This window comes from Enterococcus sp. AZ194 (assembly GCF_051713825.1).
Lineage (GTDB): Bacteria > Bacillota > Bacilli > Lactobacillales > Enterococcaceae > Enterococcus_K.
In genome coordinates this window covers 35,661-47,500 of sequence record NZ_JBIOQR010000001.1, presented here as the reverse complement: position 1 = coordinate 47,500, position 11,840 = coordinate 35,661, and the positions used below count along the sequence as shown (strand labels likewise).

The 11,840-nt window shown below is 39.3% G+C and carries 10 protein-coding genes, 1 rRNA gene and 1 other annotated feature (1 of these 12 only partly in view); of the genes, 3 read left to right on the top strand and 8 right to left on the bottom strand.

What is annotated here, in order from left to right:
- Positions 1 to 881 (bottom strand): 16S ribosomal RNA (locus IGI37_RS00220); it reaches 679 nt to the left of the window's first position.
- A gap of 749 nt (positions 882 to 1,630) precedes the next feature.
- Here IGI37_RS00220 and IGI37_RS00215 point away from each other — a divergent pair.
- The 3 genes from IGI37_RS00215 (at position 1,631) to serS (ending at position 5,254) form a co-directional block, all read left to right on the top strand.
- Positions 1,631 to 2,320: a response regulator gene (locus tag IGI37_RS00215; protein ID WP_438759405.1), complete on the top strand. Its 690-nt coding sequence runs from the start codon at positions 1,631 to 1,633 to the stop codon at positions 2,318 to 2,320.
- Positions 2,310 to 3,542: a sensor histidine kinase gene (locus IGI37_RS00210; protein WP_438763553.1), complete on the top strand. Its 1,233-nt coding sequence runs from the start codon at positions 2,310 to 2,312 to the stop codon at positions 3,540 to 3,542. The genes IGI37_RS00215 and IGI37_RS00210 overlap by 11 nt, the downstream gene beginning before the upstream one ends.
- Before the next feature lie 124 nt (positions 3,543 to 3,666).
- Positions 3,667 to 3,889, top strand: a binding site (T-box leader).
- A gap of 87 nt (positions 3,890 to 3,976) precedes the next feature.
- Positions 3,977 to 5,254 (top strand): serine--tRNA ligase, encoded by a 1,278-nt coding sequence (serS, locus tag IGI37_RS00205; protein ID WP_438759404.1) that lies wholly within the window; start codon positions 3,977 to 3,979, stop codon positions 5,252 to 5,254.
- Positions 5,255 to 5,365: 111 nt separating this feature from the next.
- Here serS and guaB read toward each other — a convergent pair whose 3' ends face one another.
- From guaB to rsmG, 7 genes are all read right to left on the bottom strand, one after another.
- Positions 5,366 to 6,850 (bottom strand): IMP dehydrogenase, encoded by a 1,485-nt coding sequence (gene guaB / locus IGI37_RS00200; RefSeq protein WP_438759403.1) that lies wholly within the window; start codon positions 6,848 to 6,850, stop codon positions 5,366 to 5,368.
- 258 nt (positions 6,851 to 7,108) lie between these two features.
- Positions 7,109 to 7,804: a DUF1129 domain-containing protein gene (locus IGI37_RS00195; RefSeq protein ID WP_438759402.1), complete on the bottom strand. Its 696-nt coding sequence runs from the start codon at positions 7,802 to 7,804 to the stop codon at positions 7,109 to 7,111.
- Between the two features lie 86 nt (positions 7,805 to 7,890).
- On the bottom strand, positions 7,891 to 8,991 hold the full coding sequence (gene ychF, locus IGI37_RS00190; RefSeq protein ID WP_438759401.1) for a redox-regulated ATPase YchF: 1,101 nt from the start codon (positions 8,989 to 8,991) through the stop codon (positions 7,891 to 7,893).
- 16 nt (positions 8,992 to 9,007) lie between these two features.
- Positions 9,008 to 9,190 (bottom strand): DUF951 domain-containing protein, encoded by a 183-nt coding sequence (locus IGI37_RS00185; RefSeq protein ID WP_438759399.1) that lies wholly within the window; start codon positions 9,188 to 9,190, stop codon positions 9,008 to 9,010.
- Between the two features lie 12 nt (positions 9,191 to 9,202).
- The gene (locus IGI37_RS00180; protein WP_438759398.1) at positions 9,203 to 10,093 is read right to left on the bottom strand and encodes a ParB/RepB/Spo0J family partition protein; all 891 of its coding nucleotides are present in this window, start codon (positions 10,091 to 10,093) and stop codon (positions 9,203 to 9,205) included.
- Entirely contained in the window at positions 10,080 to 10,847 is a 768-nt protein-coding gene (locus tag IGI37_RS00175) for a ParA family protein (RefSeq protein WP_438759397.1), read from the bottom strand. Before IGI37_RS00175 ends, IGI37_RS00180 begins: the two co-directional genes overlap by 14 nt.
- Before the next feature lie 11 nt (positions 10,848 to 10,858).
- Complete coding sequence (gene rsmG / locus IGI37_RS00170) at positions 10,859 to 11,575, bottom strand: 16S rRNA (guanine(527)-N(7))-methyltransferase RsmG (RefSeq protein ID WP_438763552.1); 717 nt, start codon at positions 11,573 to 11,575, stop codon at positions 10,859 to 10,861.
- Between the last annotated feature and the right edge of the window lie 265 nt (positions 11,576 to 11,840).

The window sequence follows — 11,840 nt, the reverse complement described above, 5'->3', positions numbered from 1 at the left end:
GCTGCAGCACTGAAGGGCGGAAACCCTCCAACACTTAGCACTCATCGTTTACGGCGTGGACTACCAGGGTATCTAATCCTGTTTGCTCCCCACGCTTTCGAGCCTCAGCGTCAGTTACAGACCAGAGAGTCGCCTTCGCCACTGGTGTTCCTCCATATATCTACGCATTTCACCGCTACACATGGAATTCCACTCTCCTCTTCTGCACTCAAGTCTCCCAGTTTCCAATGACCCTCCCCGGTTGAGCCGGGGGCTTTCACATCAGACTTAAGAAACCGCCTGCGCTCGCTTTACGCCCAATAAATCCGGACAACGCTTGCCACCTACGTATTACCGCGGCTGCTGGCACGTAGTTAGCCGTGGCTTTCTGGTTAGATACCGTCAAGGGATGAACAGTTACTCTCATCCTTGTTCTTCTCTAACAACAGAGTTTTACGATCCGAAAACCTTCTTCACTCACGCGGCGTTGCTCGGTCAGACTTTCGTCCATTGCCGAAGATTCCCTACTGCTGCCTCCCGTAGGAGTCTGGGCCGTGTCTCAGTCCCAGTGTGGCCGATCACCCTCTCAGGTCGGCTATGCATCGTGGCCTTGGTGAGCCGTTACCTCACCAACTAGCTAATGCACCGCGGGTCCATCCATCAGTGACACCCGAAAGCGTCTTTCAAATTAGAACCATGCGGTTCCAATTGTTATACGGTATTAGCACCTGTTTCCAAGTGTTATCCCCTTCTGATGGGCAGGTTACCCACGTGTTACTCACCCGTCCGCCACTCTTTTTCTTTCGGTGGAGCAAGCTCCGGTGAAAGAAAAAGCGTTCGACTTGCATGTATTAGGCACGCCGCCAGCGTTCGTCCTGAGCCAGGATCAAACTCTCATAATAAAAGTTAGAACAATCATAAGATTGTTAAGCTCAATTTGTTTGCTAGCCTATTGCTTGCTTGTTAAATGTTTGTGACTTGATTAATCAAGTACACACTACACATTTGGTTTGTCTTACTTTGTTCAGTTTTCAAAGGTCTACAATTGCTGTGTCAGCAACTTTTATATCATATCAGTTGAGCAGTTAAATGTCAACCTCTTTTTTATAAAAGTTTTTAACTTCTTTTTTCAAATCAGTTAATCGCTTGTTTCAGCAACTTAATTAGAATACCAGTTCAGTTGTTATTTGTCAACAACTTTTTTCAATAAAATTTATTGATTTATCAACTGTTATTCTGCCATCTCTCTCGAGCGACTTTGTTATTCTATCATGTTGATTCCTCAACGTCAAGAACAATTTTGAAAAAGTTTTTCCAAAAATTAATTCGCGTTTATGAATGAGAAATCATTCACGCGAACATCTAATAATATATCAACTATTTCAGGTTTCGTCAACTAAAAAAACGTTGATTTATCAACATTTCCATGAATACGATTATTTATTTATTAACGTGTTTTATTCGTTCGTAATTTTCGGTTTTTACCCACTCATATACTCCTTTTCCATTAATAACGTTCGTTACACCTCGCGACTTCCAAATATTTTGTTGATTTACTTCTAAATTTTCATTAATTAATCACTGCACTTATCCAAAACTGTCTTTTTTTGATAGAATAGAGCTGATAACATAATATATTGGAGGTTTATTTATGAAAATTTTAGTAGCAGATGATGATAAAGAGATTGTTGAACTATTAAGTATCTATATACACAACGAAGGTTATGAAGCCGTAAAAGCCTATGATGGGAAAGATGCCTTATCTAAAATTCGCACAGTTCCTGATATCGAACTGTTAATTCTTGATATCATGATGCCAATCATGGATGGCATGCAAGTCGTAAAGGAATTAAGAAAAGAATCGCAAATCCCAATTATTATGCTGACAGCTAAAACAACAGACATGGATAAAATTAAAGGCTTAGTTGCTGGGGCAGATGACTATGTGACTAAACCGTTTAATCCACTTGAAGTTATGGCGCGCGTAAAATCATTACTTCGTCGAACAAAAATGCAAGTAACTCCTGATCAACCAGACATTTTGGAAGTTCATTCATTAATCATTAATAAAGATTCTCATGAAGTCAAAACGATTGATGGAAAAGAAATCCAATTAACAGCCCTTGAGTTTGGTATTTTATACTTACTAGCTAGTCATCCAAATCGTGTCTTTAGTGCAGACGAAATTTTTGAACGCGTGTGGAAACAGGAGAGTATCGTTTCTGCGAAAACGGTAATGGTTCACGTAAGTCATTTGCGCGATAAAATTGAAGAAGCAACCGATGGCGAAAAAGTGATTCAAACCGTTTGGGGAGTTGGTTATAAAATTGATGCAAGGTAAAAGAAAGGTTGCACAGGAAAAAAAGAAGCGAATTACTCTTACTTCTAAGGAAATTAGCGAGCTTTTAGCAGAAGGAATTATTACGATTGTTTTATTACTTCTATTAAATGTAGCGATTTTGGTTGTTTTAGATTCTGTCGTTCGAAACTCTCCTTCATTAGAGAATGCAATTTGGGGAACAAAGAATGTCTTTGCTGATCAATTGAATACCGATTTCTTCTTAAGTTTCCGAAACTTTTTTGTTCCAGCCTTCTTACTAATCGACTTGGCAGTTCTTTACTGGCGACTGATTCGTCGGTATAGACAAATGCAGCTACGTCATATTATTAGTGAACTTCATTATATTGCAGATGGAAATTATAACCACCGAATCCCATTTGAATTGAGTGGCGATTTGAGTCGAGTCGTCTCTAGTATCAATGGTTTGGTTGATAGTACCGTTGCTGCCATTGAAGACGAACGTCGTATTGAAAAATCAAAAGACGAGCTAATTACAAATGTCAGCCACGATATTCGAACACCGTTAACTTCTATTATTGGGTATCTTGGGTTAATTGAAGATCGACAGTTTCATTCACAAGAGGATCTCTTAAAGTATACGCATACTGCTTATGTTAAAGCCAAACAGATGAAAATATTAGTAGAAGATTTATTCGAATATACAAAAGTTCGCCAACCTTCTGTACCAATCAACATCACCTCTTTTGATATGACGCAGTTGGTGGAACAGTTAGCTGCTGACTTTGAATTAGAAGCTTCAAAAAAACAAATCGAGATTCATGTCGTCTCTTCACCGGAACATTTTATTATGGATGGAGATACAGAAAAACTGGTTCGCGTCTTTAATAACCTTCTATCAAATGCTCTGAAATACGGAAAAGGTGCTAAGTATATCGTAATAGAAGTAGAGAAGGTCGGGACAGAAGCCGTCATCACCGTCAAAAATGATGGGGCCATGATTCCAAAACGCGCACTCGACTCGTTATTCGATCGTTTCTACCGCGTGGAAGAGTCTCGTTCACAAGAAACAGGTGGGACTGGTTTGGGTTTGGCTATTGCACAAAGTATTGTCGCCTTACATGGTGGCTATATTTATGCTAAGTCAGATCCAAACTGGACGGCCTTCATCCTACACTTACCGATTACTAGAAACAATCCTGACGAACTAGATACCGAAAAAACTCTTTCTGAAACAAAGAAAAAGCTAGGGCTACGAAAGTAAATTTTGTGTAAGAAGCTAGGGCTTAGGTGAGTCATCTCTAGGTCTTAGCAGAATTCATTTAGAAGGATGTTCCAATTTTTACCATAAGAAATTGACAATTAATTTGTCATTCACTATACTATGGTTAATATGATTCAGAAAAGCTAGTACTTACGATTCTATTTGTAGAGAGTTGACGATTGGTGAAAGTCAATAATAGATAGTTTGGAATCCACTTTTCGATAATGAAATATAACGAAAACAGTAGGTCTAAGTTATATCGGCAAACAACCGTTATCTTGTTTACAAGGGCAGTTTTTTAACTGAACTTGGGTGGTACCGCGAATTCAAACTATTTCGTCCCAAGAAAGAGATTCTTTTTTGGAATGGACTAGTTTTTTTTATTTGGTTTTTGTTACAACTCAAACCAGCACTTACTTTAAGGAGGAAAAGGAATGTTAGATGTAAAAATGATTCGTCAAAACTTTGATGAAGTAAAAGAAAAATTGCAAACTAGAGGGGTCAAAGAAGAGGTTTTGGTTGAATTTCTTCGTTTGGATGAAAGTCGACGGGCTCTACTAGTCAAAAGTGAAGAGTTGAAAAAATATCGGAATGATGTTTCAACCAAAATTGCCGAGCTAAAACGTGAAAAACAAGATGCAACAGACAAAATTGCGGAGATGAAAACAGTTGGTGGAGAAATCAAAGCACTAGATGTGGAAATTGGTGAGATTGATGAACAGCTTCGTTTGATCTCAACAACCCTTCCTAACTTACCTCATTCATCTGTTCCTGTTGGTCAGGATGAAGAGGATAATGTAGAGGTTCGTCGTTGGAGTCAGCCTAGAAGTTTCGCATTTGAACCAAAACCCCATTGGGAAATCGCCGAAAACTTAGACATTCTCGATTTTGAACGTGGCGCAAAAGTTTCTGGTAGCCGTTTTGTTTATTACAAAGGTTTAGGTGCTCGTCTTGAACGTGCGCTCTATAACTTTATGTTGGACCAACATATCTATGAAAATGGTTATACTGAAATGATTACACCCTACGCGGTGAACAGCAACTCAATGTTTGGAACAGGGCAATTTCCTAAATTTAAAGAGGATGTTTTCCAATTAGCGGAGACAGATTTGACTTTAATTCCGACAGCAGAAGTCCCTTTGACAAACTACTACAATAATGAAATTTTAGAGGGCCAAGATTTGCCAATTAAATTTACGGCGTTAAGCCCTGCATTTCGTTCTGAAGCAGGAAGTGCTGGTCGTGATACTCGTGGCTTAATCCGCCTACATCAGTTTAACAAAGTGGAAATGGTGAAATTCAGTGACGCCCAACATTCTTATGATGAGCTAGAAAAAATGACCCATGATGCGGAAATGCTGTTACAAAAACTAAATCTTCCTTATCGTGTCTTAGCGTTGTCAACTGGCGATATGGGCTTTTCAGCTGCGAAAACTTATGACTTAGAGGTTTGGATTCCAGCCCAAGACATGTATCGTGAAATCAGCTCTTGTTCAAACTGTGAAGATTTTCAAGCACGTCGCGCCATGATTCGTTACCGTGATGAAAATGGAAAAACAAACTATGCACATACCTTAAATGGTTCTGGTTTAGCAGTGGGCCGAACAGTTGCAGCAGTCCTAGAAAATTATCAAAATGAAGATGGTACAGTAACCGTTCCTGAAGTTCTTGTTCCTTACATGGGCGGCCTAAAGATTATTGGTAAAGACTAGAGGCACGTCGGTCAAATGAGGCCTAGCGTACTAACTGCTGACCACGAAACAACAACTTCTAAATAACAAAACGGCTACCACAATTTTTTAACTGTGGCGGCCGTTATTTTTTTATGATTCGACTGAATAGTTTGGTGCTTCTTTCGTAATTTGCACATCATGGGGATGAGATTCTTTTAATCCACTACCACTCATTTGAACAAACTGCGCTTCATCGCGCAATTGTTGTAGATTGCCAGCACCAACGTAACCCATACCTGATTTTAAGCCACCAATCATCTGGAAAATAATATCTGAGACGCTTCCTTTATAGGCAACACGTCCCTCAATCCCTTCAGGAACTAGCTTGTTGGCTTCATTTACGCCACCTTGGAAGTAACGATCACTTGAACCTTTTTCCATCGCGCCTAATGAGCCCATACCACGATAAGTTTTAAAACGACGGCCTTGATAAATCTCAAATTCGCCTGGTGATTCATCCGTTCCAGCTAACATACTTCCTAGCATCACCACATGACCACCTGCCGCTAAAGCTTTTACAATATCTCCAGAGTACTTGATTCCTCCATCCGCAATAATCGCTTTACCATATTGACGAGCAATTGAGGCAGCGTCATAAATCGCAGTTAATTGAGGAACACCAACACCGGCAACAACACGCGTAGTACAAATTGAACCAGGACCAATCCCAACCTTCACCACATCAACCCCTGCATCATAAAGGGCTTTTGTTGCTTCGGCCGTAGCTACATTTCCAGCAATTAAGGTTGCTTCTGGGAAAGTTGCTCGGATCTCTGCAATTTTACGAATGACCCCTGCGCTATGTCCATGTGCGGTATCAATTACAATTGCGTCAGCACCTGCATCAAGTAATGCTTGTGCGCGGTCAAATGTATCACTCGTCACACCGACTGCCGCTGCTACAAGTAAACGTCCATGCTCATCTTTGGCAGCATTGGGAAACTCAATGACTTTTTCAATATCTTTAATTGTAATCAGACCGCTTAAACGACCATCTGAATCAACGATAGGTAATTTTTCAATTTTATGTTGTTGAAGAATTTTTTCTGCATCCTTTAAAGAGGTACCTACTGGGGCGGTAACTAGATTATCCTTGGTCATCACTTCTGAAATAAACATTTGATAATCTGTCACAAAGCGCATATCACGGTTTGTAATAATTCCAACTAGCTTACGGTTTTCCATTGTTTCAACAATTGGTACACCACTAATTCTGTATTTGCTCATTAATTGCTCTGCATCTGCCACAAGATTTTGAGGAGTTAAAAAGAAAGGATCAATGATAACGCCACTTTCTGAACGTTTGACTTTTCTGACTTCATCCGCTTGTTGAACGATACTCATATTTTTATGAACGACACCCAAACCACCTTGTCGAGCCATCGCAATCGCCATTTTACTGTCAGTGACAGTATCCATACTTGCACTCATAATTGGAATGTTTAACGTAATATTTTTAGCTAGCTTTACACTCATATCCACTTCGTTTGGTAACACGTGACTTTCTGCTGGTATCAATAAGACATCATCAAAAGTTAACCCTTTTTTCGCGAACTTTGTTTCCCAGTTGGACATTTTTAGTACCACTCCTCTTATTTAATTTTATATATGAAAATAACAGATTCTACCTTTCAAGTCAACATTAATGAGGTGATTATTATTTTTTTCTACCTAAAAAATAAAAGCCTTAGTACTTACTAACGGTTCTCTATGCTTTTAGGAGACCTTCTGTGAATGATATGCCCGTCATTCACATCATTTAATGTAGAGCCTGAATTTTACGCGTAAAAAAAAGCCAGCATCCAACACAAGGATACTGACTTTTTTGAGGTATTATCTGTTTCGTGGAACAGCTAAACTGCCCACAATCCCATATTTTTTCTTTAAGTAGTAACGAACAGCTAACGCAATCGCTCCTATGAAAATCACCACAACTGGTTCAAAGATTGGGTTAACAACAGGTGGTAACATCATTGTCGCAGCTAATGAAAGAACCCATAGTAACGTGGTTCCGACAATAATTCCCATTGATTTTAACATCCCTGGCTTCTGACTTTTGTCTGCGCCTGGTTGTTCAAAACGATAGATGTATTTGTACATTAAGTAGAAGACCCAACCACCGATAGCCGAGCTTAATACCAAGGTTGTTAATCCATAAGCCATTTGCGTACCACGTGAAATGAACGCCATAGCCGAAATCATAATACTGAAGATTCCGAAGATTAATAAGGTATTATCTAACCACATCGTCCAAGGGCTGGTTGATTTTGGTTTTTGAGGTTTACTAATAATCGCTTCTGTTCGTTCAGAGACCGTCCCAAACAATTGTCTAGCTGTCTTTCCACCTTTTTGTTCTTCCACTAATACAGGTAGAATATCATGTAAAGCCAAAGTTTTTTCTTCTTCGCTTAAGTTAGCCGCTACTAGGGCCTTTTTCAAATCAAAGATATATTGTTGGTTACGTTTGGTTAGTTTCGTTTCTAGACTGCGATTTTCACTAACGATTTCTCGTAGTTTTTCTGGTTCCATTTCGATTGTCCTCCTTCGCCATTGTTCCTAAACAACGGAATTCACAAAAGCTATTTTACCATAGTTCATAGGAAACTTGATAGCTTTTATACGTTAAATCGGAACAACATAACATCGCCATCTTGCACAACGTAATCTTTTCCTTCTAAACGAACACGCCCTGCTTCCTTGGCAGCTTGCATATTTCCATACTTACTTAAGTCTTCAAAAGAAACCGTTTCAGCTCGAATAAAGCCTCGTTCAAAGTCCGTATGGATAATTCCAGCAGCTTGAGGTGCTTTCATCCCTTTGATGAATGTCCACGCGCGAACTTCTTGTTCACCCGCTGTAAAGTAAGTAGCCAAGCCTAATAAATCATAGGCTGCACGAATTAATTGATCCAAACCTGATTCTTCAATCCCCAACGCTTCAAGAAACTCTGCTTTATCTTCCTCATCCAACTCAGCGATTTCTTCTTCTGCTCTCGCACAAATGACGATGACTTCAGCATTTTCGCTTGAAGCAAAATTACGAACTGTTTGAACATAGTGGTTGTTGTCTGCATCAGAGACTTCCTCTTCTGATACATTTGCTACGTACAACACAGGTTTTGTTGTCAACAAGAAGAGACTTCGAACAATTTTTTGTTCTTCATCTGTAAATTCGATAGAGCGAGCTGAAATTCCTTCCTCTAAGACTGGTTTAATTTTATCTAACACTGCTAACTCTGCCACAGCTTCTTTATCTTTGGTTTTGGCAATCTTCGCCACACGTGTATAACGTTTGTTAACAGATTCCAAATCAGCTAAGACCAACTCCAAATTAATTGTATCAATATCTTCTAATGGGTCAACGCGCCCTTCGACGTGGGTAATGTTGTCATCATCAAAACAACGAACCACGTGACAGATTGCGTCTACTTGGCGGATATGACTTAAAAATTGATTTCCTAGCCCTTCCCCTTTACTGGCACCACGAACAATTCCAGCGATATCAGTAAATTCAAAAGTGGTTGGGACTGTTTTTTTAGGCTTCACTAATTCAGTTAATCTTTGTAAACGATAATCAGGAACCTCTACCATCCCAACATTCGGGTCAATAGTTGCAAAGGGATAGTTAGCAGCCTCTGCTCCTGCTTTTGTAATTGCATTAAATAAGGTCGATTTTCCGACGTTCGGTAAACCCACGATTCCGGCGGTTAGTGCCATAGTATCTTCACTCTTTCTAAACTTTTTTTTCTAGTAATTTTTTCATTTTTTTCTCAAATTCACGACGTGGCATCATCACAATATGACCACAATTCGCGCATTTAATTTTTATATCGGCCCCCATGCGAACAATCTCCCAACGATTGGTTTGACAGGCATGTGGTTTTTTCATCTCAACAATATCCCCTAAATCATACATAAGCTTTTCCTCCTATGCTTCATCAAAACGAATACTTAAAATATCTAAAATACGCGTTAAATCAGATTGAGAAAGGTACTCAATTTCGATTTTCCCTTTTCCATCTTTTTCTTGAATCTCAACGTTGGTACCAAATTTATCCATCAAACGATCTTCACTTTCACGAAGATAATAGGGCTTTTCTTGAACCAAACGAGGAACTTTTTTCTTTTCTGATCCTTTGTTGTCATTTAGTTCACTTACTAAATGTTCCAATTGACGAACCGTTAGATTTTCTTTGACCGCACGATTGGCTAATTTTAAAATAAGCTGTTTATCCTTTAGACCAAGCAGAGTTCTAGCTTGTCCCATAGAAAGACGCTCATCTTGAACCATCTCTTTTACCAAATCAGGTAACGTCAATAAACGTAAGTAATTTGCAATGTAGGGGCGACTTTTTCCTAAACGTTCTGCAACTTCGGCCTGTGTTAGTTTGAGGTTCTTCATCAACATTTCGTAAGCTTCTGCTTCTTCTAAAGGATTCAAATCTTCCCGTTGTAAATTTTCCAAAACTGCGACTTGCATCATCGCTTCTTCATCAAATTCTCGGACAATTGCAGGAATTGCTTCTTTGCCGGCTAATTTTGATGCTCGAAAACGACGCTCACCAGCAATAATCTCATAACCTTTAACAGCTGATTGACGTACAATAATCGGTTGAAAAACACCCGACTGCTCAATCGAATTCGCTAACTCTTGTAAAGAAGCTTCATCAAAGGTTTTCCGTGGTTGATACGGATTAGGACGTAGCTCATTTAAGGGAAGCTCAATCACCGATTCCTTTTGAACATCAACTTCCTCCAAGCTCGCAATATCTTGAAATAGTGCATCAATTCCTCTACCTAAGCCTTTACTCTTGCTCACGATTTAACACTTCCTTTGCTAGAGATAAGTACACTTCTGCACCTTTTGAACGTGGATCGTAATCAATAATCGATAATCCGTGGCTCGGCGCCTCTGATAGGCGAACATTTCTTGGAATAATCGTGTCATAGACTTTTTCACGAAAATACTTTCGAACTTCATCCACGACCTCAGCACCTAAGTTCGTTCTGGCATCGTACATAGTCAACAGAACACCTTCGATTTTTAATTCTGGATTAAAATGTTTTTGGACCAGACGAACCGTGTTTAACAATTGACTCAAGCCTTCTAATGCGTAATACTCACACTGTACAGGAATCAAGATTGAGTCACTAGAGGTGAACGCATTAATCGTCAAATGCCCTAAAGAAGGTGGACAGTCAATCAAAATAAAATCATAGATATCTTCCACTTCCGCTAAAGCCATTTTTAATCGAGATTCTCTTGCCATCATTGAAGTTAATTCAATCTCGGCTCCTGCCAGCTGAATCGTAGCCGGAACAATATCTAAATTCTCGCGAGTGGTTGATAGAATCGTTTCTTTGATGGGTGTCTCATTGACCAGCACATCATAGACATCTTGATCAACATCCGGTTTTCTAATACCAATCCCACTTGTAGCATTTCCTTGGGCATCAATATCAACAAGTAAAACTTTTTTTCCATTAAACGCTAAACACGCACCCAAATTAACAGTCGTCGTGGTTTTTCCCACGCCACCTTTTTGGTTTGCGACAGAAATAATCCGTGCCATCGAGTCTCCTCCTATTTCAACGGTTGCTTATTGGGCAAACCTGGTTTTCTTGGATATTTTTTAGGCGTTTCTTTTTTCTTTTGAATCACTAACACATGACGCTCATCCTCTGTAATGGGTAAGTTCAATGAACGCTCTTCAATGAACTTGCCACCAAGTGTTGCGATTGCTGGTTTCGCTTCGTTCAACTCTTCTTCACTTTTGGCTGCTTTTAAGGCAAAGAAATAGCCATCCTTTTTCACTAAAGGCAAACACAGCTCACTTAGAACATTTAATCGCGCGACTGCTCTTGCTGTGACAAAATCAAACGATTCACGAATCTCTTTGGTCTGTCCGAAGGTTTCTGCCCGATCATGATATAAGTGGACGTCCTCTAATTTTAGTTCTTTGACTAATTCTGTCAAGAAAGTAATTCGCTTATTTAAAGAATCAACAATCGAAATCGTTAATGCAGGGAACACAATTTTTAATGGAATACTTGGAAATCCTGCACCCGATCCGACATCACACAAAGAGACTTTTTGAGAAAAGTCTTGTGAAAACGAAAGGGTCAACGAATCATAAAAATGTTTTAAATAAACTTCTTTTTTATCAGTGATAGCCGTTAAGTTCATCTTCTCATTCCACTCTACCAATAGATGGAAATAACGCTCAAACTGGGCCATCTGCTCCTCTGATAAATCAATCTGATGTGTGGCTAAGGCCTGTTGAAATTCTTCAGGTGTCATATGCTGTCCTTTCTCTTGTGAAACAGAAAAATGTTTCACACATTCTTATCCTACTTTAACGCAAATACGGCTTTCTTGCAATGCCTATCCATAGATTCTTTTGGTTAAAAAATAAAAAAATGTGCTGTTTCACATGCCCAAAATTTCTTAAAGATTCTTTCATTTACTCAAACCATTTTTGCAAGGTAACTCACACAAATCTTCTGCCGCAATCCTTCTGTAAAAAAAGAATAGACTCATTTTTTACAGAAGAAACGACCGATAG

Excerpts from the sequence above, each read along its gene's own strand:
- IGI37_RS00215 (WP_438759405.1), top strand. The coding sequence starts at position 1,631 with ATGAAAATTTTAGTAGCAGATGATGATAAAGAGATTGTTGAACTATTA.
- IGI37_RS00210 (WP_438763553.1), top strand. The coding sequence starts at position 2,310 with ATGCAAGGTAAAAGAAAGGTTGCACAGGAAAAAAAGAAGCGAATTACT.
- serS (WP_438759404.1), top strand. The coding sequence starts at position 3,977 with ATGTTAGATGTAAAAATGATTCGTCAAAACTTTGATGAAGTAAAAGAA.
- guaB (WP_438759403.1), bottom strand. The coding sequence starts at position 6,850 with ATGTCCAACTGGGAAACAAAGTTCGCGAAAAAAGGGTTAACTTTTGAT.
- IGI37_RS00195 (WP_438759402.1), bottom strand. The coding sequence starts at position 7,804 with ATGGAACCAGAAAAACTACGAGAAATCGTTAGTGAAAATCGCAGTCTA.
- ychF (WP_438759401.1), bottom strand. The coding sequence starts at position 8,991 with ATGGCACTAACCGCCGGAATCGTGGGTTTACCGAACGTCGGAAAATCG.
- IGI37_RS00185 (WP_438759399.1), bottom strand. The coding sequence starts at position 9,190 with ATGTATGATTTAGGGGATATTGTTGAGATGAAAAAACCACATGCCTGT.
- IGI37_RS00175 (WP_438759397.1), bottom strand. The coding sequence starts at position 10,847 with ATGGCACGGATTATTTCTGTCGCAAACCAAAAAGGTGGCGTGGGAAAA.
- rsmG (WP_438763552.1), bottom strand. The coding sequence starts at position 11,575 with ATGACACCTGAAGAATTTCAACAGGCCTTAGCCACACATCAGATTGAT.